Raw genomic sequence first — 23436 nt, 5'->3', positions numbered from 1 at the left:
TGCTTTAAGTTTTTGTATAAATTAAAATTACATAGAACATTCTCAGGAGGAGTATATTATGGACAGCACAAAAATCGACAGAATCAACACCCTTCACCATAAGGCACAGAGCGTAGGCCTTACAGAAGAAGAGAAAAAAGAACAGGCAGAGCTGCGCAAGGAGTATATTGCCACCATTAAGATGAACCTTAGAAATCAGCTGGATAATATTGATGTAAAGGAAGCCGATGGTACGGTTGTGAATCTTGGAGAAAGATATGGAAGAAAAAAGACTCATTAGAAAGCAGATTTTTGCAGCCAGAAAGCAGTGCAGCGATGCGCAGGTAGAAGAATGGAGCCATCAGATTACAGATCAGGTGCTGAAACTCTCAGAGTTTGTGAAGGCTAAGCATATTCTGGCTTATGCAGATTACAATCATGAAGTAATGACCAGATATATCATTGAGGAAGCCTGGAAAGCAGGAAAAGAAGTGGCAGTCCCGAAGGTTGTGGGAAAGGATATGATTTTTTACCGCCTTACTGATTTTTCTCAGCTAGAGCCTGGATATTTTGGAATTCCGGAGCCTGTCAGAGGCGAGATCGTGAAGTGGGAGGATGCTCTTATGGTCATGCCTGGTGTAGCTTTTGATCCTGAGAACAACAGAGTGGGATATGGCGGCGGCTTTTATGACCGCTTTTTAGAAAAACATCCTGATATTACCAGACTGGCAGTGGCTTTTGATTTTCAGATCCTTGATCTGGTGCCCACAGAACCTACGGACATTTGTCCTCAGATCATTGTGACACAGAGTAAAGTTTACCGGAGGGAGGACTTATAAATGAATGAAATGCTGGAAACTCTTGGCAGGAATGCCAAAGAGGCAGAAATCGTTCTTCGAAACCTTGATACAGCTAAGAAAAATCAGGTTCTGGAGGCTGTTGCAGACAGCCTTGTTGCAGATTCGAAAGCACTTCTTACAGCAAATGCCATTGATGTAGAGAATGGCAGGAAGAATCAGATGCCAGAAGGACTGGTAGACCGTCTGATGTTGACAGAAGCCAGAATTGCAAGCATGGCAGAGGGGCTTCGTCAGGTTGCGGCACTGGAAGATCCTATCGGGGAAGTGACCGGGATGAAAAAACGTCCCAACGGACTTCTCATTGGACAGAAGAGAGTCCCTCTTGGAGTGATCGGAATCATCTACGAGGCAAGACCAAATGTGACAGCAGATGCTTTTGCCCTTTGCTTTAAAACTGGCAACGTGGTGATCTTAAAGGGTGGTAGTGATGCCATCCATTCCAATACTGCTATTGTGGATTGCATCCGCAGAACCCTGGATGAGAATGGAATTACGAAAGATGCGATCCAGCTGATCTCTGATACTTCAAGAGAGACTGCCGGAGAATTCATGAAGATGAATGAATATGTGGATGTACTGATTCCACGAGGAGGCAAAGGTCTTATTAAAGCAGTAGTAAATAACAGCACGATTCCTGTAATCGAAACTGGTACCGGAAACTGCCATATTTATGTGGATGAGAGCGCAGATCTTCAGATGGCGGCAGACATTGTGATGAATGCCAAGACACAGCGGGTGGGTGTCTGCAATGCCTGTGAGTCTCTTCTGGTGCATGAGAAAGTGAAGGATGCTTTCCTTCCGGTTCTTGCAGAGCGCCTTCGGACAAAGAATGTGGAGATGCGTGCTGACGAGGAAGCGAAGGCTTTGATCCCAGACGCAGTCACTGCCACTGAGGAAGACTGGGGTACAGAATATCTGGACTATATACTTTCTATAAAAGTAGTTGGATCTGCAGATGAAGCGATTCGCCACATCAATCGCTACAATACAGGCCATTCAGAGGCAATTATTACCAGAGATTACAACAATGCCCAGAAATTCCTGGATGAAGTAGATGCAGCTGCTGTATATGTGAATGCTTCTACAAGATTTACGGATGGTTTTGAGTTTGGTTTTGGTGCCGAGATCGGAATCAGCACCCAGAAGCTTCATGCCCGTGGCCCCATGGGACTTCTGGCACTTACTTCCACAAAATATATCATTTATGGAAACGGACAGATTCGTCCTTAGGTTTGATTTTTGAACTGAGATATGTTATACTAGACTTCGATGTTAATATTTAATATGGGGGACTCATTTATAAGGAGGACTTTTTAAAATGAAGAAAAAGCAACTTTTGGTATTCATTATGGCGGGAAGCCTTGCAGCCGGAATGTCTCCGGTGACAATGGCATTTGCAGAGGCAGATACCCAGACCGTGACAATAGAGGACACAGTAGCTGTTGCCGCAGAGTCAGAAGAAGGAGAAGCAGCAGCTGAACCAGTGCAGGATATTTCAGATGCCGCAGCAGATACACCTGTGGAAGAACCTGCACAGGCAGCAGATACGCCGACTGCAGAACCAACCCAGGCAGCTGCAGATACACCGGCAGCAGAACCAACCCAGGCAGCTGCAGACACACCGGCAGCAGAACCAGCTCAGGCAGCGGATGCGGTTGTGGATGATGGCTTTAACAGCGGAGATACTGCTGAGCTGACTTTGGAGGAAGAGGAGAGTGCTACCCCTACTCCTGAGACCACTGGTCAGATTATCCTGAAGGCAGCAGATGGAACCCAGACATCCTATTCCACATTAGCAGAGGCAATTGCGGCAGCCCCGGTTAATATTGGCAAGGATGGTGAAGTTACCCAGATCCTTGTAACCGGAACTGTAGAGATCAGTGAGACTGTTGTGATCGATCAGAATAAGAATATCTCTATTGCAGCAGCTGCGGATGGAACTACTATTAAACGTGCAGCCGGATTTTTAGGAGATATGTTTAAAGTAAAAGATGAGTCCACTTCTTTCCAGTTTGGTACAGGCAAGGAGGGTGAGACTGTTTTAAGTCTGACTGTAACAGGAGCACTTGACCAGGGGGATGCAACAGGCTCCATTATTTCTGTGGAGGGCGGTTACTTCGGATTGTCCGATGGTGTAACCCTGACAGGAAACAGAACCAGTGCGCCGGGAGCTGCAATCTGTAATTCTGGCGGAAGCATCGGACTGGCAGGTGGTACTATCACAGGAAACCAGTCTGAAGGTATTGTAAATGAAGCTGCTGAAATTACAGGTGGAGCTATTTACAGTCTGGGCGAGATCCGTGTTTCCGGCGCCGTAATTGTAAAGGATAACAAGGACGATGGTCTTAATGATAACAGTATTGTTTTAGGCGGTGATAACGCATGTATCGCAGCAATTGGCCAGCTTGCTGAAACAGCAGACCTTCAGGTAAGAAGAAGTGACGCAGCTGCCGGAAAGATTATTGTAAAGGTCGGTACGGATGCGAATGGTACTGCACTTACTACTATGGAGAATATTCTGGCACATGTTCATTATCTGGACACTACAGAGTATACCATTAACAACCAGACTGGAGCACTTGAGTCTGTTACAGCTCCTGTTAGTACTATGACGCTGACCGCAGATTCTATTTCCTGGAATAAGGCGTATGAGCATACTGTTGATCTGACCTTCCATACCAATGATGCTGGTGTTGGAGGAAGATATTATGTGACCTGGGTGAAGAAATCTGATTCTACACCTGGATTCGAAGCAGTAAAGAGCAATTATAAGAGCTCTGGAGATATTGCAAGCTCTGCAAGTGTACAGTTGACAGATGTAGCTTATGATACAGCCATTAAAGTAGTTGTATATGCTGAGGATTCCAAGGGACTTGAAGCAGTTGCGCCACTTGTACTTACATTAAAGGCGAAAGCAAGCACTCCCACAGAAACTCCGATTACTACTACACCGACGCCAACTACTCGTGCAACCATTAACCCGTCTGTCAGCGAAAGCAAGGTAACAGGTCTTGAAAAAGCACTGGCATTCTACCCGAAGCAGATGTACAATTTCACAGTAACTGGCGCCGGAACTGACAATACAAACCCGATCAAAGGTGATACCAAGTGGATCCCGTATGGCTGGAGCATGTCCGCGAAGAACATTGACACCGGATATCAGAAGAGCTGGTCTATCGGAAATGTAAATGGTATCAAGCAGGCGAAGACCTTTAGAATGTATATCTTCTTCCAGAAGTACATATACAATGGATCCGAATGGGAAGCTACCGGCGTGAAGGAAGCTCTCCCTACAGAATTTAAGTCCAAGGCAATCGACTTCACAGTAACTCCATCCGGCACAATCACGCCAACTGCAACAGCCGGTTCTGGTTCCGGCGGTTATGATTATAACGGAACAGGTAGCGGCGATGGAGATGGAACAGATGGCGATGATGCAGAGAACCATGACGGAACAGACAGCGATACCGGTTCTACATCTGCAACAAACGCGAGAACAGCCGATAACTCCCCGATTGCCACTATGATGATGCTTGCAAGTCTTTCTCTGGTAGCTGGAGGTTATGTTATCGTCAGAAAGAGAAAAAAAGAAATCTAAGAAAATCTATGGCATATGAATAACCATGCATTTTGATCAGAAGTTTTTCTGACAGCAAAATAATAAGAAACATACATTAGGCAGGTCTTTTGACCTGCCTTTTTGCATATAATAATACAGGCAGCGGGGGGACAGGCTATAGCGTGTAAAAAAAGGCCTTCTGCAAGATGTACGTTACACTTTGTTGGAATGATTTTTCAAACACGCTCTAGAGATGAAATGCCGCCTGAGTTTTTTCCTGCTGCAGGAGGTAAAATATGTTGTCAGAAAGCGTATTGTCAGTCAGAAAAGAATTGTTCCCACAGAATAAAACGGCTGTCAGTGACATGCCGAAAGTAAATATACAAAAGAAAGTACAACCGACAGATGCAGATATGGTACAAACATCGCTGTCATTTGAAAACATATATTATTCTTTATGGGAAATAGCTGGACGCTACAGCAGCTTTTGCCAGTTTCGCGTGATTGGAAACAGTCATGACGAGAGAATGATCCCAATGCTGGAAGTTGGCACCGGCGCACAGATGATCTTCTGTGTGGCTGGAATTAATGGAACTCAGGCTCTTTTGCCGGAACTTCTTCTGAAAATGGCAGGAGAATACTGCAGGGCCTACGAATGCGGCTGGAAGCTGGATGAATTTTATGAAGTGAAAAAACTCCTTGATAAAATAAGGATCTGTCTGATTCCGATTTTAAACCCGGATGGTTATGAAATCCGCCAGAATGGCTTTGGTGCTATTCGAAATCCAGTTTACCGTCAAATGCTTCGTATGCAAAGCATTCCTGCTGAGGATTTTGGATATAATGCCCGTGGAATGGATATTTCACATAATTTTCCAACGGTTCATTATATCCGTTCACGTATGGGAGAGGAACCAGCCAGCGAGAATGAGACAAAGGCATTGATCCGGATCATTCAGGAATATGATGGAAGAGGACTTTTGACGTTTGCTCAATCCGGAAGGGAAATCATTTATTATCACTGTCAGCAGGGAGTGGGAAGTCTTCCGAAATCCTACCGGCTGGCAAGACATATGCAGAAATCTTCTTCCTATCATCTGGAAAGGGAACAGATGACCGAATCGGCCAGGGAAAAATTTAAGGGAATGGGAACCCCGGAACAATACTATATTCAAACGAAAAAACAGCCGGCATTTCGTATTAAAGTACCAGCTCAAAGCGGAAATGGAAGAGGCGTTGAAGAGGATAAAAAGGCAGTATATGAGGAAATACATTTGCTTCCATTGGAATATATATTTTCATTAGACAATTAAATGTTATTGTTTGCAGGTGAGCTTTTGTAAAATAATTACCGGAGAAAGCTGGCCGGTAACCATAAAAGGAGATGTCCGAAATAATCGAAACATCTCCTTTTAGTATATGATTTGTTTTTTGGCGTTTACGAAACGCATAGAAGATTGCCATGCGCATCCGAAATGATTATTTTTCGGAAGTAGCAGTTTCCGGTCTTTCGTATTTCCTGCGGATATCTTTCATGACAAAAAGATAGGAAACACCGGTAAATACTGCTGCTGTAACCCACGCTGCCGGGTCACAGAAGCATGCAAGTGCATAACTTCCTACCGCCATGGAAATCATTGCTACAACCAGACGTGCAACCAATTCAGAAACACCACCCATCATAGGCAGGAATCCATATCCGCAGCCCTGCATGGTATTTCGGAATACGAAAATACTGCTTAAAGGAATGTAAAAGATCACACTCATATAAATGTAAGTTTTTGCCCATGGAAGCATGCTGTTCATATCCACATTTCCAGTGAAGAAAAGTCCAAGAGCTGGTTTCAGAAGAATACAAACCAGCACGGCTGCTGCAAGAGCATATACAACAGAAGCTTCCAGAGACGCTTTAACACCCTGGCGGATTCTCTTGATATCACCCTTTCCGAAGTTCTGTCCACTATATGTCGCCATAGTCTGTCCCATAGCCATCATTCCCTGGGTTACCAGGTTCTGCACCTTGCTGGCTGCCGTAAAAGAGGCAACGGCATCGGAACCGAAAAGATTGATGGCAGATTGCATGACCATAGTACCGGAAGCTGTAATTGCAAACTGCAATGCCATAGGAATTCCCATAGCCAGCTGGTTACGGCTCTCCTGGCCGTGAAGCCTCCAATGTCTTCTGTTTGGGGCAAGAGAAGGCATACGTATATAGATGTAGACCAAACAGAGTATTGCGGAAACGCCCTGAGAAATAATGGTTGCCCATGCTGCTCCGGCAACGCCCATTTTAAAATTGATAATCAGTACCAGATCCAGAATTACATTTAAAGCTGCGGAAAATACAAGAAATACCAGCGGAATCTTACTGTTTCCAACTGCACGCAGGTAAGAGGAAAACAGGTTGTAAAAAATAGTGGCGATGATTCCGGCGCTGATGATCATAATGTAGGTATATGCATCCTGAAAAATGTTGTCAGGTGTGTTCATCAGCTTCAGAAGAGGGCGCATGCCCAGCAAACTTAAAGAACTGATGATTACGGTAAAAATCAGGGAAAGAAGAATTCCGTTAGCTACACTGATCTTTACCCCTTCGGTATCTTTGGCTCCGAAGCGCTGAGCGGTGAGTACGGAGAAACCAGCTGTGATTCCCTGCGAGAAGCCCACAGTAAGAAACATGATCGTTCCGGTGGATCCGACTGCCGCAAGGGCATCCGCGCCTACATAGCGTCCTACAATAATCGTATCTGCCATATTATAGAGCTGCTGAAAAATGTTTCCAATAATAAGAGGAAGCATAAATTTCAGGATTACCGGCAAAGGCCGGCCTTTTGTCATATCTTTTTCCATAAAAAACTCCTTATTGAGAAATATAGAAATCGTAAATAAAAAGTGTTACTAAATTACTTACATATTAGAGTGTGTCAGAGTCTGTTTGAAAAATCATTCCCACAAAATATAACGCACATTTTGCAGATTGCATTTTTTTACATACTCTGGAAGCGAAAATTATTTTATCACACTGCGGATTATCTGTCACTATTTTATTTTTGACTATTTTAAAGGCATTTAATGCCATAATGATCAAGAAACCACACTTTTTCTCAAAAAATGTTTAGGAATTTTGACTGATATGTTGGTTTTGCTTGCTATTTGCTCTCATAAATGGTAAAATCAAATATAGCGTGAAGATATTTTTTTGAAAGAGAGGCATTCATATAAATGGCAAATGAACATGGAGAACAGATCAGAATCGTGCAGGAGACTGTGGCTGGTAAGGAGATTACTTTTGCCCATGTAATGGGAGGACCGGCACCGATCATTTATCAGAAGCTTGGGTTGAATCCGCAGCTGGATTATCGTTCCTCTGCAATTGGAATCATGAATATGACACCTCCGGAATCCGCAGTTATCGCTTCTGATATTGCGGTGAAGAGCGGTAATGTTTATCTTGGATTTGCAGACCGGTTTACAGGGACTTTGATCATTACAGGAGAGATTTCTGATGTAATGTCTGCAATGACTGAGATCGTAAATTATTTCCGGGATTCTCTGGGATATGTGGTCTGCAATATTACGAAACGATAGGAAGTAGAAGCATGGAGCGAATAACGAAGGAAGAGCTGCTGGAAATGCTATTCCATGATGATTATGAACATCTGAAGGGGAAGAAGCTTCGTATGACTCGTGTGCGTGTACCGGGAAAGGAAGTTTGTCTTGCCCATGTGATCAGTCCTTCCCAATCTTGTATTTATGAAAATCTGGGACTGCATATTGGAGTTCATGAGGGGGAAGACCACACAGGAGAATCCATTGGTCTGATCCGTTTTACTCCCTGGGAAGCGGTTGTGGTAGCTGCAGATGTTGCCATGAAGAGTGCAGATGTACAGATCGGGTTTATGGATCGTTTTTGCGGTTCTCTGATCATTACAGGAGGATTGTCCCAGGTGCAGACTGCTGTGGAAGAGGTCGTACGTTTCTTTGACAGAGAGTTAGGCTTTAAAACATGTGCGGTTCACAGAAGCTGACAGATACCTTATGGCTGCGGGAACAGCAGCTTATGGATACGATATTATGATATGCAAATGTAAAAATAATGCACTGCTGTATTTTTACAAGTAAGGTTTATTGAAAACAGGGGAAATACAATTCGATGAAGAAAATTTTTTTGATGGGAAGAAGTGAGGCCGGCAAGACCTCACTGACGCAGGCACTAAAAGGCGAGGAGCTTCATTATATAAAAACACAATATACCAATTCCAATGACGATACCATTGACTCTCCGGGGGAGTATGCAGAGTCAAAAAGATTCAGTGTAGGACTTGCATGTTTTTCCTTTGAGGCAGATGTGGTGGCAATTGTGCAGGCTGCAGATGAGCCATTTAATCTGTTTGGTGCAAGCTGCCGCTCTTTTATCCTTCGTCCTCTTATTGGCATTATCACAAAAATTGATTCACCATATGCCAATATCCCTATGGTGAGACAATGGCTGATCAACGCTGGATGTGAACGCATTTTTATGGTGAATAATGTGACCAGAGAGGGAATTGATGAGTTGATGGAATATCTGCAGGAGGATACCCCGAAGCTTACATTGGAACAGGCGAAATTCAAACAGAGCCTTGGTCTGAACGAGTGGGATCCTCTTCCAGAGGGAGTGGCTTATCCGGAAGAAAAAGAGAATATGCTATAAAAAATTCCCATTCAGATTTTCCTGTTATCTGGATGGGAATTTTTATATGGTATGTTGCTTATGTAAATTACGGTATTAAAGAAATGTACCGCTTTAACAGACAGAGGGTTTCTTCCTTCGGACGATCAGACTGGTGATCGTGCCGTTTTCTGTTTCTTTATACAATTCTGTTAACATCATTTTTACATCCGAAGGTTCCAGAGGCGGAACATATTGGGGCGGTAAATCCTGAAGAATTCCATTTTGGATAAAAGCTGACAATCCTTTTTCCGAGAAAATCGTTACATAATTTTTCTGAATGTTCCGCAATACGGAAAAATGTTTTTCAACAAGGTGGAACATGGTATCATAAGGCAGGTTTGGTGCCTTCATATATTTTTTTATAAGTCCAGGAGTGATATATCTGCCGGGACAGGGATGCGCCATGAGGATTTGCAGTCTGTCAGGACTGGTTCCGGTAAGATACTCCTGCAGCACATCCATAATATTGGAACTGCATTGTACCCAAAGCTCGCAGTTTTGAACCAGAGATAAAAAGTAATTCCGATAATAAAACACTAAAGGCTCATTTTTGAATACCTGGGCAGTACTTTGATCTTCTGCAATTGTTTGAAGGATATTATCCGAATGCAGGGATTTATACAATTTTGAATTATTTGACGGATGGAGAGGGAGCAGCCTATTTCTATAATTCGGATGGAAGAAGGAATAAGGGAAAAGTAGAGAACTACTATTATTTGCCTGACTGTTCAGAAAAAGATACCGATTCTATCAATCGAGGCGGAATGATCCAACCTATTGGATGTCATTTTTTAACTGAGGATGATGAAAAAGTTTGGAATGATAATTGGATTAATAGCAGTTTTAATGTGTGTACCAGAAATGGCATGGGCAGAGGCAAGCTCTGTTCGGGTAGATGCACAGGAGGTTCCAGTAAATGGAAACTGGTACGAGTATAAAATTTCAGAAGGGGAATATGTATATTGTCCTATTGTGATTAAAGATAATGGAAGACTGGATGTAAGTGTTCAGATAAACTTTGAAGGTCACCATTATGTGGGGCTACTGGATCAAAACTATGAGGCTGTCAGGCGGGACAGCGTGAATCCCCCGGAAGAGGAACCGGAGCCTGAAATTGCAATTCCTAAAATAGAAATAGCAGTAGGAGAAACCACAGAATTAACAACAGATAGTAGTTCTGATAATATCAGCTGGGGCAGCACAGATCCGTCCGTAATCGTGGTATCCAACACGGGAACTGTTATGGGCTTAAAATCCGGAACCGCCTGGGTAGCAGGAATCCCCACCGACGGTTCACCGATCATATTATATCAGATATTGGTGCAATAATTGGAAAATAAGTTAGCAACCACCAGTTCAACTTAAAATCTATGATTTCGATATTCCCGGGGACTGCATCCCTTTATTTTGGCAAAAACTTTGGAATAATAATTGGGGTCTGAAAATCCAGCCTTGTCAGCCACCGCGCTGACAGGCTGGTCATCCTGCAAAAACTCCAGGCTGCGCTCGATCCGATATTCCTGCAAAAAGGCAAACAAGGTAGTATTCATATGACGTTTAAAAAGCCGGGTACATTCGCTTTCACACAGGTGGATGTGTCCGGCGATGTCATTTAAGGTGATCTTATTTTGATAATTTTCTTCTATGTAGGACAGAATCTTCTTGATTCGGTCGTATTCCAGAGAGTTTTCCCTGGAAGCCTGGGGTTCGTAGGTAATATGCTCCAGAAGAAGCCGCCACATGGATTGCAGGCAGATGGTAATGTCCAGCTCATAAAAATCCGGTTTCTTTTCATCCAGATCAATAATGCGGAGAAGATATTCGCGAAAAGGCTTGTGCCAGGGCTCACTCTGGTCGATACAGATGGCAGGGAGCATAGAATCCTGAATGACAGGATCTACATATTTGCTGTTGACAGTGCTTTGGAAAAATCCATAAATCAGCCTGGAATCAAAAGTTACAGGAATATAAGCGCAGTCCTTCTGATTTTCCATTGTGCCAGAGTGAAGGGCACCGGAGTTGTTAAATACAATATCTCCTTCTTTTAAGTGGTAAACCATATGGTTGACCTTGTAGCACATAGTGCCTTTTTGCACATAAGTAATCTCTATTTCCGGGTGCCAGTGCCACATAAAGGAACCAGACTCATATTCTGAAAGTTTCTGGTAGCTGACCAGGAATGGAAACTGTTCATTGCCGTGCTGTTTTAATTCTTTTTGAAACTGATTGGTTATGATCTGCATGCCAAACCTCCCGAGAAAAAATTTCATATCCTGTGGACTGTATAGAATTCCATATGTTCAAAAATAGAGAACTACAATAAAACGCATAAATTTACCTGTATTATACATCTGTTAAAGATAAAAACGCAATATATTACTTGTTTTTCGCAAGTTATTTAAGGTAATGCAAAGGAAATGCATGTAAAATGAAATTAACTTGATGAGAGATCCGGATAAGCACAGATGAAGCGGAAAATATGCACTGAGGCAGCTGGAGTACAGAATGTAAAATTATAACAATATTAACAAAAATAGGAGAATGAGACCATGAATTTACCAGAAAAAGCAAACCTTGAGAAAATCTATGGAGAGAACAGTGCCTGCGCAGCTCGTTTCCAGAATCTAGCAGACAACTTTGCCAGAATCTACAAACATGACCATGCAGATTTCTTTACTTCCCCTGGAAGAACAGAAATCATCGGAAACCATGTTGACCACAACGGCGGCAAGGTAATCGCAGGAAGTATCAATCTGGATACCATCGGCGCAGCTGCACCGAATGGAACCAACGTGATCCACATTACAAGTGAAGGCTACAGAGATGAGATCGTAGTTGATCTTGACAAGATCAGCAGAGCCAACTATCCGAAAGGAACCTTTGCCCTGGTTGCCGGTATGATGGAAGGTGCGAAGAAGAATGGCTTTCAGACAGCTGGTTTTGATGCCTATGTAAGCACCAACGTGATCGCAGCAGCAGGAGTAAGTTCCTCTGCATCCTTTGAAATGCTGATCTGCGTAATCATCGATTACTTCTTTAACGACAGCAAGATGACTTACACAGACTATGCAAAGATTGGTCAGTACGCAGAGAACGTATACTGGGATAAAGCTTCCGGAATGATGGATCAGATGGCATGTGCAGTTGGTGGTCCGGTTCTCTTCGACTTTGCAGACAGAAATGATCTGAAATACAGCAAGCTGGACTTCTCCTATGGAAAATTTGATCACAAACTGGTTATTGTAAACACCGGAAAAGGCCATGCAGATCTCAGCCAGGAGTACTCTGAGATTCCAGGTGAGATGAAAGCAGCAGCCAAGGTACTTGGTGCAGAGCTTCTTCATGAGACTACTCTTGAAAATCTGCTTGCACATGTAAACGAGATTCAGGACGACAGAGCAATTCTCCGTTCCATTCACTTCTTTGAAGAGACTTCCCGTGTAGAACGGGCAGCAGAGGCAATTGGTAAGGCAGATTACGAGGAATTTTTGAAGCTGATGGATGAATCCGGAAGATCGTCCTGGGAACTGCTTCAGAACTGCTACTGCATGAAAGACTGCCACGAGCAGAAGATCCCGTTGGTTCTTGCTCTTACCCAGCTGTTCCTGAACAAGATCGGCGGCGGTATCTGCCGAGTACATGGCGGCGGATTTGCCGGTGTTATTGCAGCTGTTGTACCGGAAAATGAAATGGAGAATTATGTAGAATACATTTCCCAGTATGTTGGCAGAGAGAACGTTTATCCAATGGATATCCGCGCAATTGGAGCTGTTCACATTGGATAATGACAATATTCTGAGTTATCTGAACTAAAGGTGACCTTTTTCGCAGCAGCTTTTCGCTATGACAGCCAGTTTAGAACTTTTACAGTCTTTTTGTGTTACCGTATTTGCGTAATATATACATAAAGAATCTGGACATATTTCCTTCTGACGTGCTATATTGAGTCTATCACAGAATTTTCGGAAATAAAGGAAAATACGAAAGAAGGAGAATCAGATGGAAAGATTGATTTTTCATGTTGATGTGAACAGCGCTTTTCTTTCCTGGGAGGCAGCGAGCAGAGTAAAGGCAGGTGAGCCGGATCTGCGGGAAATTCCGTCTGCAGTAGGCGGTGATCCCAGGACACGTACCGGAATCATAGTTGCGAAATCCATTCCTGCCAAGAAATACGGAGTACAGACTGGTGAGCCCGTGGCAATGGCCCTTCGAAAATGCCCGAATCTGGTAGTGGTACCTAGTGATTTTCGCCTTTACACGAAGAATTCCCAGGCATTTAAAGCAATTTGTAAATCTTATGCTCCTGCAATGGAATCCTTTTCTATTGATGAGGTATTTCTGGACATGACTGGAACTTCCCTGATCTACCCGGATCCCATAGCAACAGCCTGTGAGATAAAGGATAAGATTTATCAGGAGCTTGGATTTACAGTAAATGTGGGAATTTCCACCAATAAGCTGCTGGCGAAAATGGCCTCGGACTTCGAGAAGCCAAATAAAGTGCACACCCTTTTCCCGGAAGAAATTCCGGCAAAAATGTGGCCTCTTCCCATCAGAGATCTGTTATTTCTGGGAAAAGCTTCGGAAAAGAAGCTGGTTGATTTCGGTATCCGCACCATAGGGGAACTGGCTCGGGAAAGGGAGTCCACTATTCAGACACTTCTGGGAGAAAAGACCGGACATCAGCTCTTCCAGTACGCCAGAGGCATTGACAATTCTCCGGTTTTGGAAGTGCCTGAGGAGAGTAAAGGCTTCAGCGTGGAGAAGACTTTCAATGATGATATTGTATCTATGGAGCAGATCCAGCCTATTTTATTGGAGCAATGCGATGTGGTAGCCACCAGAATGAGGCGGAAAGGAAAGAAATGTACCTGTATTTCTGTCACCTTCCGCACTCTGGATTTTAAGAATCGTTCCCATCAGATGAAGCTTGGAAGCGCTACGGATGTAACTGATGAAGTCTACGCAAATGCCAGAAAACTGTTCGCAGAGTTCTGGAAGGGGCAGCCATTACGTCTGATCGGAGTGGCACTCACCGGACTTACTGAGGACGGATTCGAACAGATGTCCCTGTTTGAGGACTGTGCGAAAAAGGAACAGCGCCAGAAGCTGGATGCAGCGATGGATGCCATCCGCATGAAATTTGGAAACGACAAGATCACCCGGGCCAGCATTATGAACAGCAATGCAGGAATCGGGCGAAAAGCCAAGGCGCAGATGGAAAACGAAGAAAATGGAAAAGGATTCTAAAAGAAATAGAAAAGAGAACATTGTCATTTCCTTTGCAGGGAAATGCAATGTTCTTTTTTTGCACAGGAAACACTGTTTTGTTCCTTATGTGAAAAAATGTAAAAAACCACTTGACGAAAATACAATTCTAGTGTACTATACAGCTATGACAGTGATACAGAAAGAGAGGTAACCATGGAATATAATTCATCGCTGCCAATTTATCTCCAGGCAGCAAATTCTATAAAGCAGGATATTGTAACAGGCAAGCTGTCTCCTGGTGCGAGGCTTCCATCTGTGCGGGATCTGGCAGTAGAATATACCATTAATCCCAATACAGTCAGCCGCGTATATAAAGAATTGGAGATGGAAGGCGTCTGCTTTACCAGACGCGGGATGGGAACCTTCGTGACAGAAGATCCGGAAAGAGTGCAGCAGCTGAAGGAAGAGATGGCAGGAGCCCTGATCCGGGAATTCCTGGAAGGAATGGAGCAACTTGGTTTTTCCAGAGCTCAGGCAATCGGATTTCTGGAGAAAGAACAGTCGGAATGACGAGGAGTGTATAAAAATGATCTTAGAGAGCAGAGAAGTAACGAAGAAATACGGCAGTAAGACTGCTGTGAATCAGGTATCTTTACAATTGGAGCCAGGCCTTGTATACGCCATGCTTGGCCCCAATGGAAGCGGCAAGACCACCTGGATGAAAATGGTAGCAGGACTTGTAAAGCCTACCAACGGTGAGATCCTTTATCAGGGAACTCCCATTGGAAAAGAGAGTAAAAAAGAAATTGCTTATATGTCCACGGAGCCTTATTTCTACAACTGGATGACAGTTTCAGATGTGGGAAAATATTATGAGGACTTTTTCGAAGATTTTTCCATGGAGAAATACAGACAGATGATTTCCCGCATGGAGCTTACAGAGGACATGAAAGCGAAGAAGCTGTCCTCTGGTATGATGGCCAAGCTGAAAATTGCAGTTACCATGGCAAGGGAGGCTAGGCTGTACTTGCTTGACGAACCGTTGAACGGCATTGACCTTCTTGCAAGAGACCAGATCATGAAGAGCATTCTGGAAGCCATAGATCCAGATGTGACACTGGTAGTTTCCAGTCATCTCGTAGACGAACTGGAACGTGTAGCAGATGCAGCCATTTTTATGAAAGATGGTATTTTGGCAAATCAGTGCATGGTAGAGGAGCTTCGGATTAATCAACACAAATCCGTAGTGGATCTGTACCGTGAAATCTATGGACATGGAGGAGAAGAAGTATGTTAAAGTTGATGAAATATGAGCTTCGGAAAACCGCATTTTCCAAACTGGTTCTGTTGGTGATCACAGCAGTTGCAGAAATTGCATTTTTAATAGGTGTATTTTGGAAAAAGGATAATATTCTGGCAATGGGAATTATTTTCCTGGTCATGTGTACAATATTTGGTGTTATCTACATTGGTATAGAGAGTGTAAATGTTCTCCATCGTGACCTGAATACCAAACAGAGTTATATGTTATTTCTCACACCAAAGAGCAGTTATCAGATTCTGGGAGCCAAGATCCTGGAAAATGGAATTTCCATTATCATGGCAGGCGCATTTTTTGCAGCGCTGGCAGCCATTGATGTGACAGTTGCAACTCTTTACATTGGCGGTCTGAAAGAGATGATCAATCTGGTGAGTTCCTTTATGGAAGTAAACTGGTCCGTGACTTTTACTCCGGCAGAAGCAGCTTTCTATTTCTTTGGTCTTCTGGCAAGCTGGATCGTCTTCATTGTGAATGCTGACCTGTCCGTGATCTTATCCGCCAGTGTCCTTGCAGGCAAAAAAGGCAGCGGCATCGCCGGCTTCCTTATCTTCCTGGTAATATCTTCTGTTATTGGGAAGCTGCTGGATCTCATTCCGGTTCTGAAAAGTATGGAACTTACTTTTGTCCTGTATATTGCAGCATCATTTGCCATTGCGGCAGTGCTGTATGTAATCAGCGGCTGGATCATGGAGAAGAAGCTGAGCGTATAATAGAAAACGCAGGATCAGAAGGTTAGAGCGTCAAAAAAGATCTATTTCAAAACAGGGCATTACCTGCTTCTCGTTGAGGAGTAAGTAATACCCTGTATTTTTTTACTTAATCAGGCGTTTTTTGAATTAGTACTGACCACTCTGGCCGCTCTGTCCTGCGGACATGGATCTTTCCTGCGCCTCGATCATCTTTTTAACCATATAACCACCTACACTACCATTCTGTTTGGAAGTAAGGTTTCCGTTGTATCCGTCTGTAAGCGGCACACCCAGCTCATTTGCAACCTCAAATTTGAAACGATTTAATGCGCCCTTTGCTTCTGGTACAGCTGCTTTGTTAGAAGAAGTATTGTTTGACATAATCATTTTCCTCCTTGGTTAATTGTTGTTTTGTTTGATGTTACATTGCTAGTATGTACTCTGACAATGAAAATACACTGGGAATAAATGGGGTGATCAAAAAAAGACAACAAAAAAAAATATGCCGGATAGCAAAATGTTTTAACTTGACGCTACATTCTCGGTGTAGAAATTCTTATATTGGGAGCATATCTTATTACAAGAACAAAAAATTGCATACACAAAAATAGAGATAGGAAACGGGACTTCGTACTTATAATATGAAATCTCCCTATCCGGAAGAATTTAACAGGCAGGCCATTGGACTTACTGCCAGCTTGCATTTTGCACCGACCCAGAAAGCAGCGGATGCACTGCTGAAAGAGGGTAAGGATCCAGAGCAGATTTTTGTCACAGGAAATACAGGAATTGATGCTTTGCACTATACGGTGCGAAATGATTTTTATCACCCGGAAACAGAATGGGCAAAAGACAGCAGACTGATTGCTGTGACAGCACACAGAAGGGAAAATCTGGGAGAACCCATGCGTGATATGTTCCGGGCTATACGCAAGATCGTGGAGGAATTTACAGATGTGAAGGTTATTTATCCTGTACATTTGAATCCGCAGGTCAGAAAAATCGCGGATGAGGAATTCGGTGGATGTGATAGAATACACCTGATCGAACCACTGGATGTGGTAGAATTTCATAACCTGATGAAAGCCAGTTATCTGATCATGACTGATAGTGGCGGAATTCAGGAAGAAGCTCCGGCATTGGGAAAACCTGTGCTGGTCATGCGAGATACAACAGAACGTCCGGAAGGTGTGGAAGCAGGAACCTTAAAGCTTGCAGGCACGAAAATGGAGGATATTTACAGAGAATGCAGGCAGCTTCTTACAGAACCTGAAATTTACAGAAGGATGAGTGAGGCCAGAAATCCTTATGGTGATGGGACTGCAAGTATCAAAATCAGAAAAATCCTGGAGAATATAGATGCATGAGCATAAACACAATCAATGCAAAAGAAAAGTAAAACATCGAAAGAACGTGATGAAACTTATTATATTTTGCATAACTGTGGGAATTTCACTTATGTTCATTTATTATCAGAACCTGAGAAAAGAAATAGATGCCCGGCAGAAATGGCTGGAAACAGTCTTGACCGGAGAAAAAAAGTGGATTCTTGAAAATCAGGGGCCTGAGGGTGAATTTTACATGAATGGAAGTAAAGCCGGAGATGTTAATCCATACTTTGCATGTATGGCTGCACTGGGGCTTCTGGCAGAAACAAAGAACTGCCCCATTACTGAAACAGAGAAAAAAGCTGTTGGCAGGTATCTGGACTGGCATATCGGGATTTTGCTGGAAACAGATGGAAAAATGGGAATCTACAGGAAAAAGAGTGGGAAACTTATTTATAAAGAAAAGGCTGATTCCGAAGACGGGTATCTTGGTATGTATCTTTTTCTTATGGGAAAATATCTGGAAAAGACAGAAAGTACAGACCTGCCGGAATACTGGAAAAAGGGAATCAGCCTTGCATTAAAAAAGATTCAAAGCCTGATGCAGGATGGAATTACACAGGTCTCAGAAGAAAATACAACAGTTTATCTGATGGATAATCTGGAAGTATGGAAAGGCCTGTACGAATTAGAACATGCAGGACTAAAGGATGTGCAGGCAATCCGTGAAATGCGTAATAAGCTACAGGCACAGATAGAAAAGCTATTCTGGGATGATGCAAATCAAAGATGGAGAATTATTGAAAACAGTAATCTGTATCACCAGAAAGAATTTTATCCGGATGGAGTTGCTCAGATTTATCCGCTGATTTATGAATTTCCGGTAAAAGAGAAGAAAAAGCAAAAGATATTATATAAGCAGTTTACGGAAAGGTTTCAGTGGCAGAAGCTGACTAAAAAAAGAAATGGCTTTTTGTGGGCAATGACAGGAATGGCTGCTGCGCAGATGGGGGATATCAATAACCTTTTGGAAATGATAAGAAATTATGAAGCAGAATACTGTGAGAACCGAAAATATCCGCTATACACAGGCGAAGCAGGATGGATTTGTATGGAATGTGAGAAATTGTATAGTTTATATGAAAGAAAAATAAAAACAGGATTTTTGGTTTGACCGGGCTTCCGGCTTTTTGTAAATTGCTGCAGAATATTAAATATGTACTCTTTAGACAATGACTTCAATTGTCCAGAAAAAAATCAAAGCATTGTTGAAAAAATTCTATTGTTACATGATTACGTAAATGATATACTTAAGTACAAGAAAACCGTGTGAAATTACAGCTTGCTTTTTGCACGGTTTCCTTTAAATTAGATAGTTAGTTTTGCCTAACACGATAAAAATATGACAAATTATAGAATAATAGATATTAGGGAATATAATCAACAAGCTATAGAATAAATACTATATCGCTGAAGATAATTACTTTTGCCAATAAATTTTTTCGAGCATATATGAAAGGAAATTTTATGCTAATAAATATTTTTGAAGGTATACTGATTCCATTTGTTGGAACAACGCTAGGTGCAGCATGCGTGTTTTTTATGAGAAAAACACTTAGCAAGTCAGTGCAACGTGCACTTGCAGGGGTTGCAGCAGGTATAATGGTTGCTGCTTCAATCTGGAGTCTTCTGATTCCGGCAATTAAACAATCTGAGAATATGGGAACTTTATCGTTTGTTCCGGCAGTTGTTGGGTTCTGGATGGGTATATTGTTTTTGCTCGCACTTAATCATTTGATTCCGCATCTTCATGTTGGAAGTGATCAGGCAGAGGGACCGAAAAGCAAACTTGGCCGTACTACGATGATGGTGTTGGCAGTTACATTGCATAACATCCCTGAAGGTATGGCAGTTGGTGTAATGTATGCAGGATTTCTTGCTGAAAATGCACAGATTACAGCAACAAGTGCACTTGCTTTATCACTTGGAATTGCTATCCAGAATTTTCCGGAAGGAGCGATTATATCCATGCCGCTTAGGGCAGAGGGTGAAAGTAAAAGAAAGGCATTTCTGGGAGGTGTACTTTCAGGAGTGGTTGAACCGATTGGAGCAGTAATGACGATTCTTGCTGCACAGCTGGTAATCCCGGCATTACCATATTTACTGAGCTTTGCAGCAGGAGCCATGTTGTATGTCGTGGTTGAAGAACTAATCCCGGAAATGTCTCAGGGACAGCACTCGAATATTGGTACGCTTTTCTTTGCACTTGGATTTAGTTTGATGATGATCCTGGATGTGGCACTGGGGTAAGAGGAATGTTTCTTATGAGAATATTGATTTATGGTGCGGGTGTGATTGGATCCTTGTATGCGACTTTATTTGCAGATGACGGTTATGAATGGCTATGAGGCAACGAAAGCAATCCGCAGAAGTTCCCATGAACTGGCAAAGACGATCCCTATTATTGCCATGACTGCTAATGCATTTAAATATTTTTTTAAATACCCTTTAGGAATAGAAATAAACCTAAAGGGTATTTTCCTCTTAAGCGACATACAAGGGAGGGTTTGGTAGTTTCTATCTTAAGAGGGAAGCTTCCTGGTTGCAGTAAATACATCTATATTTTCCACTGGAGGACAATTTGAAGATGTGCTCGCAGTTTGCTTCCGTACTGGTAATGCAGCGGGGATTTTTGCATTTGATTACATTTTTTAAAGTTCTTGGCGGAACAGGATGATATTTTTTTACCACCTTTCCATCGCGAATTACGATCAAAGTGACTCCATCGTTTAAATAACCAAGGACTTCAAGACGCTCAGGCTCTGTAAGCCCCTCTATTTTAATCAGATCTTTACAGCCGTATTTTTCACTTCTTACGGACTGCAGTAGGGCAATGGACTGCTTCTGGGAATCCAGTTCCAATAGCTTGTAAATATCCATTCCTTTTCCAGCCGGGATATGGTCGATCACAATTCCATTTTGGATAGATTCAATCTTTAACATTACAGCACCGTCCTTCCTGTCAGCGGATCCGGGATTTCAAGCAGCGCCATAATAAGTGCCATACGGATATATTTTCCGTTTTGTACCTGGTCAAAATAAGCGGCTCTTGGATCCTGATCCACATCTGAGGCAATCTCATCCACCCTTGGAAGAGGATGGAGAACCGGCATATCCGGCTGTGCCAGATTCAGCTTCTCGCGGTTTAAAATATAGGTATCCTTTAACCGGACATAATCTTCTTCGTTAAAGAAACGCTCTTTCTGAACCCTTGTCATATAGAGTACGTCCAGTTTGGGAAGTGTTTCCTCCAGGCTGGTAACCTCTTTGTAAAAAGAATGGTTAGGCTTTAAGGTCTCTTCAATTACGTAATCCGGGATTTTAAGCTCTTCCGGGGAGATGAAGTAAAACTCATTTTCTGGATGACGTACCAGACTGTTTACAAGGGAGTGTACGGTTCTTCCAAATTTCAAGTCACCGCAAAAACCAACTGTCAGGTGATCCAGATGACCTTTTCTCTGGCGGATGGTCATAAGGTCGATTAATGTCTGGGTAGGATGATTATGTCCGCCATCCCCGGCATTGATTACCGGCACTGTGGCATACATGGAAGCGCGAAGGGGAGCGCCTTCCTTGGGATGCCGCATTGCAATGATATCTGCATAGCAGCTTACCACCCGGGCAGTATCGGCTACCGTTTCTCCTTTTGTGGCACTGGACTGTTCAGCACCTGCAAAGCCAAGGGATTTTCCGCCAAGGCTTAACATGGCAGATTCAAAGGAAAGACGGGTTCTGGTACTTGGTTCGTAAAAAAGAGTGGCAATCTTTTTCCCATCTGCCACATGGCTGTACACTTCTGGACTTTCTGCAATGCGGTCAGCCAGATCCAGAACTTTTGTAGTTTCTTCAAGGGTAAAATCAAGTGGATCGATCAAATGTCTCATAACCAGGCTCCTTTTGTTAAAAACTGATCCCGTCTGGCTCCGACGGAAATAAACTGGATTTCATGGTTCAGAAGCTGCTCCAGGATACGAATGTAAGCTTTTGCATTCTCCGGAAGCTCTTCATAGGTCCGGCAGCCCGAAATATCGCATTTCCATCCTGGAAGCATTTCTACTACAGAGGTATAACTATCCAGTTCATCCATAGGATCAAAATCGGTTACTATAACACCGTCACGTTTATAGCCTGTGATCACAGGAATCTCTTTCATGGAACTTAAGACATCCATTTTTGTCAACGCGATCTTATCTGCATTCTGGCATTTTAACCCATAGCGGCTGGCTACGGCATCAAAGGGACCTATCCTTCTGGGACGACCGGTGGCAGCACCATATTCACCGCCAGCTTTCCGCAACGCTTCTTCCCAGTCATCGGACATGGCATGTTCTGCCACAAAAGGACCTGCGCCAACACAGGTGGAATACGCTTTTAAAACGCCAATTACGTGATCCAGGGATTTTCCTGGGATTCCGGCACCAATGGGACCATAGACAGAAATGGTAGAGGAACTTGAGGTATAGGGGAAAATACCGTAATCAATGTCCCTCATGGCTCCAAGCTGGGCTTCCAGTACCACCTTTTTGCCCTCTGACACTGCCTGTTCCAGATATTCCCCGGTGTCTGCAATATAGGGACCAAACAGTTCAGCCTGTTCCTCACACCAGGTAAGGAGTGCAGGGTAGGACATTGGCTCCTGATGATAACAGCCTGCAAGCTCCAGGTTCTTTGCCTCCAGCATGGTTTTTAATCTGGCTTTTACGGAATCCTCTTTTAAATGAAGGAGATCTCCCAGGCGAAGTGTTTTTTTACGGTACTTGTCACTGTATGCATAGGCGATTCCACGGCGGGTAGAACCAAAGGCACTTCCTGTCTTTGCAAGTCTGTTTTCTTCTAACTCATCCTGCACCTTATGCCATGGCATGGAGACTGTAGCACGTTTTGAAAGTTTCAGATGATCCGGTGTTACCCGGATTCCTTTTTTCTCTATTTCATGGATTTCCTGGGAAAGATGTTCCAGGTCAACCACCATTCCGTCCCCGAGGACGCACACCACACCTGGATGTAAAATACCAGAGGGGAGAAGATTTAAAACGAATTTGCCCTGGGTGGTTACCACTGTGTGACCTGCATTGTTTCCGCCCTGGTAGCGGACAACCACATCTGCCTGCTCTGCAAGAAGATCGATCACACGTCCTTTTCCTTCATCGCCCCAGTTAATACCGGTTACTGCTGTAAGCATTTGTTCCTCCTTTGAAAACTGGTCGGGCTGCTGTTTTCCTATTACAATAAACCGCTTTTTGCCCTAAAACAGCGTTCTTTTTTGTTCGAGTACATAATACGCTTGACGTAGAAATAAGTAAAAGCTATAATTGATATGGCTGAAATAAATATATGACATGTCAAAAAAAGGAAAAATATTATGGACGTTAATTTCGAGTATTATAAGATCTTTTATTATGTGGCAAAATACCACAACTTTACCAAGGCGGCCCAGGCGTTAAACAACAGTCAGCCTAATATTACCCGGGCCATGAACTGTCTGGAACAGCAGTTAAATACCACTTTATTTATCCGTACCAACCGCGGCGTACAGCTCACTCCGGAGGGAGAACGGCTTTATATCCATGTGCTAAGTGCAATGGAGCAGTTCCAGGCAGCAGAAGAGGAACTGGCCGACAGCTCCGGATTATCCCACGGAAGTGTAGCCATCGGTGCCAGTGAAACTGCCCTCAATATTTTCCTGCTGGATAAATTAAAAAGTTTTCACATGAC

24 protein-coding genes and 1 pseudogene are annotated in these 23436 nt (G+C 43.2%); 18 read left to right on the top strand and 7 right to left on the bottom strand.

The features are described from left to right. Positions 1-58: 58 nt before the first annotated feature. From AB5170_RS03965 to AB5170_RS03945, 5 genes are all read left to right on the top strand, one after another. Entirely contained in the window at positions 59-280 is a 222-nt protein-coding gene (locus tag AB5170_RS03965; RefSeq protein ID WP_118578386.1) for a DUF896 domain-containing protein, read from the top strand. Then, the gene (locus AB5170_RS03960) at positions 258-818 is read left to right on the top strand and encodes a 5-formyltetrahydrofolate cyclo-ligase (protein ID WP_173715583.1); all 561 of its coding nucleotides are present in this window, start codon (positions 258-260) and stop codon (positions 816-818) included. The genes AB5170_RS03965 and AB5170_RS03960 overlap by 23 nt, the downstream gene beginning before the upstream one ends. Next, on the top strand, positions 819-2069 hold the full coding sequence (locus tag AB5170_RS03955; protein WP_173715584.1) for a glutamate-5-semialdehyde dehydrogenase: 1251 nt from the start codon (positions 819-821) through the stop codon (positions 2067-2069). It abuts the gene before it with no gap. An 88-nt stretch (positions 2070-2157) separates the two neighbouring features. Beyond that, a complete protein-coding gene (locus AB5170_RS03950; RefSeq protein WP_118578384.1) occupies positions 2158-4437 on the top strand; it encodes a hypothetical protein in 2280 nt (759 codons plus the stop codon). Positions 4438-4694: 257 nt separating this feature from the next. Then, positions 4695-5711 carry a M14 family zinc carboxypeptidase gene (locus AB5170_RS03945; RefSeq protein ID WP_226814801.1) on the top strand — a complete coding sequence of 339 codons (1017 nt, stop codon included), beginning with the start codon at positions 4695-4697 and terminating at the stop codon, positions 5709-5711. Positions 5712-5877: 166 nt separating this feature from the next. Here AB5170_RS03945 and AB5170_RS03940 read toward each other — a convergent pair whose 3' ends face one another. Next, complete coding sequence (locus AB5170_RS03940) at positions 5878-7248, bottom strand: MATE family efflux transporter (RefSeq protein WP_118578383.1); 1371 nt, start codon at positions 7246-7248, stop codon at positions 5878-5880. A gap of 372 nt (positions 7249-7620) precedes the next feature. Here AB5170_RS03940 and AB5170_RS03935 point away from each other — a divergent pair, with 372 nt between their 5' ends. The 3 genes from AB5170_RS03935 to AB5170_RS03925 all read left to right on the top strand — a co-directional run bounded on the left by AB5170_RS03935 (position 7621) and on the right by AB5170_RS03925 (position 9091). Next, positions 7621-7986, top strand: coding sequence for a BMC domain-containing protein (locus tag AB5170_RS03935; protein ID WP_118578382.1), 366 nt, complete (start codon positions 7621-7623; stop codon positions 7984-7986). 11 nt (positions 7987-7997) lie between these two features. Then, complete coding sequence (locus AB5170_RS03930; RefSeq protein ID WP_118578381.1) at positions 7998-8426, top strand: BMC domain-containing protein; 429 nt, start codon at positions 7998-8000, stop codon at positions 8424-8426. A gap of 125 nt (positions 8427-8551) precedes the next feature. Continuing rightward, positions 8552-9091, top strand: a complete 540-nt coding sequence (locus AB5170_RS03925; RefSeq protein WP_148462568.1) for a EutP/PduV family microcompartment system protein — start codon at positions 8552-8554, stop codon at positions 9089-9091. A 93-nt stretch (positions 9092-9184) separates the two neighbouring features. Here the strand turns inward: AB5170_RS03925 and AB5170_RS03920 are convergent, their stop codons facing one another. Continuing rightward, positions 9185-9574: a hypothetical protein gene (locus AB5170_RS03920; protein WP_173715588.1), complete on the bottom strand. Its 390-nt coding sequence runs from the start codon at positions 9572-9574 to the stop codon at positions 9185-9187. A 357-nt stretch (positions 9575-9931) separates the two neighbouring features. Here AB5170_RS03920 and AB5170_RS03915 point away from each other — a divergent pair, with 357 nt between their 5' ends. Beyond that, complete coding sequence (locus tag AB5170_RS03915; RefSeq protein ID WP_173719510.1) at positions 9932-10441, top strand: Ig-like domain-containing protein; 510 nt, start codon at positions 9932-9934, stop codon at positions 10439-10441. Positions 10442-10473: 32 nt separating this feature from the next. Here the strand turns inward: AB5170_RS03915 and AB5170_RS03910 are convergent, their stop codons facing one another. Further along, positions 10474-11355, bottom strand: coding sequence for an AraC family transcriptional regulator (locus AB5170_RS03910; RefSeq protein WP_118578380.1), 882 nt, complete (start codon positions 11353-11355; stop codon positions 10474-10476). Between the two features lie 306 nt (positions 11356-11661). Between AB5170_RS03910 and AB5170_RS03905 the strand changes: the two genes are divergently transcribed. The 5 genes from AB5170_RS03905 (at position 11662) to AB5170_RS03885 (ending at position 16354) form a co-directional block, all read left to right on the top strand. Continuing rightward, entirely contained in the window at positions 11662-12897 is a 1236-nt protein-coding gene (locus AB5170_RS03905) for a galactokinase family protein (RefSeq protein WP_148462565.1), read from the top strand. A gap of 214 nt (positions 12898-13111) precedes the next feature. Continuing rightward, positions 13112-14362, top strand: a complete 1251-nt coding sequence (locus AB5170_RS03900) for a DNA polymerase IV (protein ID WP_173715590.1) — start codon at positions 13112-13114, stop codon at positions 14360-14362. Positions 14363-14536: 174 nt separating this feature from the next. Next, a complete protein-coding gene (locus tag AB5170_RS03895; protein ID WP_173719511.1) occupies positions 14537-14893 on the top strand; it encodes a GntR family transcriptional regulator in 357 nt (118 codons plus the stop codon). Positions 14894-14909: 16 nt separating this feature from the next. After that, positions 14910-15620 (top strand): ABC transporter ATP-binding protein, encoded by a 711-nt coding sequence (locus AB5170_RS03890; RefSeq protein WP_118584213.1) that lies wholly within the window; start codon positions 14910-14912, stop codon positions 15618-15620. Continuing rightward, positions 15614-16354: a hypothetical protein gene (locus AB5170_RS03885; RefSeq protein ID WP_118584212.1), complete on the top strand. Its 741-nt coding sequence runs from the start codon at positions 15614-15616 to the stop codon at positions 16352-16354. The genes AB5170_RS03890 and AB5170_RS03885 overlap by 7 nt, the downstream gene beginning before the upstream one ends. A 126-nt stretch (positions 16355-16480) precedes the next feature. Here AB5170_RS03885 and AB5170_RS03880 read toward each other — a convergent pair whose 3' ends face one another. Then, entirely contained in the window at positions 16481-16714 is a 234-nt protein-coding gene (locus tag AB5170_RS03880; RefSeq protein ID WP_118584211.1) for an alpha/beta-type small acid-soluble spore protein, read from the bottom strand. 248 nt (positions 16715-16962) lie between these two features. On the opposite strand from AB5170_RS03880, the pseudogene wecB reads away from it, so the two are divergent. From wecB to AB5170_RS03865, 3 genes and pseudogenes are all read left to right on the top strand, one after another. After that, positions 16963-17700 (top strand): annotated as a pseudogene (wecB, locus tag AB5170_RS03875) (non-hydrolyzing UDP-N-acetylglucosamine 2-epimerase); the annotation flags it as partial. A gap of 91 nt (positions 17701-17791) precedes the next feature. Further along, positions 17792-18835 (top strand): hypothetical protein, encoded by a 1044-nt coding sequence (locus tag AB5170_RS03870; RefSeq protein ID WP_173715593.1) that lies wholly within the window; start codon positions 17792-17794, stop codon positions 18833-18835. Between the two features lie 353 nt (positions 18836-19188). Continuing rightward, complete coding sequence (locus AB5170_RS03865) at positions 19189-19971, top strand: ZIP family metal transporter (protein ID WP_173770888.1); 783 nt, start codon at positions 19189-19191, stop codon at positions 19969-19971. A 267-nt stretch (positions 19972-20238) separates the two neighbouring features. On the opposite strand, the gene AB5170_RS03860 is transcribed toward AB5170_RS03865, so the two are convergent. From AB5170_RS03860 to AB5170_RS03850, 3 genes are read right to left on the bottom strand one after another with little or no spacing between them, the layout of a single operon-like run. Then, complete coding sequence (locus tag AB5170_RS03860) at positions 20239-20664, bottom strand: aspartate carbamoyltransferase regulatory subunit (RefSeq protein ID WP_148462559.1); 426 nt, start codon at positions 20662-20664, stop codon at positions 20239-20241. Further along, the gene (pyrB, locus tag AB5170_RS03855) at positions 20664-21605 is read right to left on the bottom strand and encodes an aspartate carbamoyltransferase (protein WP_195478796.1); all 942 of its coding nucleotides are present in this window, start codon (positions 21603-21605) and stop codon (positions 20664-20666) included. The genes AB5170_RS03860 and pyrB overlap by 1 nt, the downstream gene beginning before the upstream one ends. After that, the gene (locus AB5170_RS03850) at positions 21602-22903 is read right to left on the bottom strand and encodes an adenylosuccinate synthase (protein ID WP_195478797.1); all 1302 of its coding nucleotides are present in this window, start codon (positions 22901-22903) and stop codon (positions 21602-21604) included. Before AB5170_RS03850 ends, pyrB begins: the two co-directional genes overlap by 4 nt. Positions 22904-23083: 180 nt before the next feature. Between AB5170_RS03850 and AB5170_RS03845 the strand changes: the two genes are divergently transcribed. Next, a partial coding sequence (locus AB5170_RS03845; protein WP_368365044.1) for a LysR family transcriptional regulator occupies positions 23084-23436 on the top strand: 353 nt, incomplete at its 3' end.

The sequence above is a fragment of the Ruminococcus sp. RTP21484sp1_RTP21281st1_A8_RTP21281_210402 genome, assembly GCF_040914025.1.
Classification (GTDB): domain Bacteria; phylum Bacillota; class Clostridia; order Lachnospirales; family Lachnospiraceae; genus Blautia_A; species Blautia_A faecis.
The sequence above is the reverse complement of the archived record's forward strand: the minus strand, read 5'-3'. Positions and strand labels throughout refer to the sequence as shown.

Bases quoted from the DNA above. Each gene is read 5' to 3' on its own strand.
- pyrB (WP_195478796.1), bottom strand. From the start codon at position 21,605: ATGAGACATTTGATCGATCCACTTGATTTTACCCTTGAAGAAACTACA.
- AB5170_RS03910 (WP_118578380.1), bottom strand. From the start codon at position 11,355: ATGCAGATCATAACCAATCAGTTTCAAAAAGAATTAAAACAGCACGGC.
- AB5170_RS03925 (WP_148462568.1), top strand. From the start codon at position 8,552: ATGAAGAAAATTTTTTTGATGGGAAGAAGTGAGGCCGGCAAGACCTCA.
- AB5170_RS03945 (WP_226814801.1), top strand. From the start codon at position 4,695: ATGTTGTCAGAAAGCGTATTGTCAGTCAGAAAAGAATTGTTCCCACAG.
- AB5170_RS03920 (WP_173715588.1), bottom strand. From the start codon at position 9,574: ATGGATGTGCTGCAGGAGTATCTTACCGGAACCAGTCCTGACAGACTG.
- AB5170_RS03880 (WP_118584211.1), bottom strand. From the start codon at position 16,714: ATGTCAAACAATACTTCTTCTAACAAAGCAGCTGTACCAGAAGCAAAG.
- AB5170_RS03905 (WP_148462565.1), top strand. From the start codon at position 11,662: ATGAATTTACCAGAAAAAGCAAACCTTGAGAAAATCTATGGAGAGAAC.
- AB5170_RS03935 (WP_118578382.1), top strand. From the start codon at position 7,621: ATGGCAAATGAACATGGAGAACAGATCAGAATCGTGCAGGAGACTGTG.
- AB5170_RS03960 (WP_173715583.1), top strand. From the start codon at position 258: ATGGAAGAAAAAAGACTCATTAGAAAGCAGATTTTTGCAGCCAGAAAG.
- AB5170_RS03950 (WP_118578384.1), top strand. From the start codon at position 2,158: ATGAAGAAAAAGCAACTTTTGGTATTCATTATGGCGGGAAGCCTTGCA.
- AB5170_RS03955 (WP_173715584.1), top strand. From the start codon at position 819: ATGAATGAAATGCTGGAAACTCTTGGCAGGAATGCCAAAGAGGCAGAA.
- AB5170_RS03885 (WP_118584212.1), top strand. From the start codon at position 15,614: ATGTTAAAGTTGATGAAATATGAGCTTCGGAAAACCGCATTTTCCAAA.
- AB5170_RS03860 (WP_148462559.1), bottom strand. From the start codon at position 20,664: ATGTTAAAGATTGAATCTATCCAAAATGGAATTGTGATCGACCATATC.
- AB5170_RS03915 (WP_173719510.1), top strand. From the start codon at position 9,932: ATGATAATTGGATTAATAGCAGTTTTAATGTGTGTACCAGAAATGGCA.
- AB5170_RS03870 (WP_173715593.1), top strand. From the start codon at position 17,792: ATGTTCATTTATTATCAGAACCTGAGAAAAGAAATAGATGCCCGGCAG.
- AB5170_RS03930 (WP_118578381.1), top strand. From the start codon at position 7,998: ATGGAGCGAATAACGAAGGAAGAGCTGCTGGAAATGCTATTCCATGAT.
- AB5170_RS03890 (WP_118584213.1), top strand. From the start codon at position 14,910: ATGATCTTAGAGAGCAGAGAAGTAACGAAGAAATACGGCAGTAAGACT.
- AB5170_RS03965 (WP_118578386.1), top strand. From the start codon at position 59: ATGGACAGCACAAAAATCGACAGAATCAACACCCTTCACCATAAGGCA.
- AB5170_RS03900 (WP_173715590.1), top strand. From the start codon at position 13,112: ATGGAAAGATTGATTTTTCATGTTGATGTGAACAGCGCTTTTCTTTCC.
- AB5170_RS03895 (WP_173719511.1), top strand. From the start codon at position 14,537: ATGGAATATAATTCATCGCTGCCAATTTATCTCCAGGCAGCAAATTCT.
- AB5170_RS03850 (WP_195478797.1), bottom strand. From the start codon at position 22,903: ATGCTTACAGCAGTAACCGGTATTAACTGGGGCGATGAAGGAAAAGGA.
- AB5170_RS03940 (WP_118578383.1), bottom strand. From the start codon at position 7,248: ATGGAAAAAGATATGACAAAAGGCCGGCCTTTGCCGGTAATCCTGAAA.
- AB5170_RS03865 (WP_173770888.1), top strand. From the start codon at position 19,189: ATGCTAATAAATATTTTTGAAGGTATACTGATTCCATTTGTTGGAACA.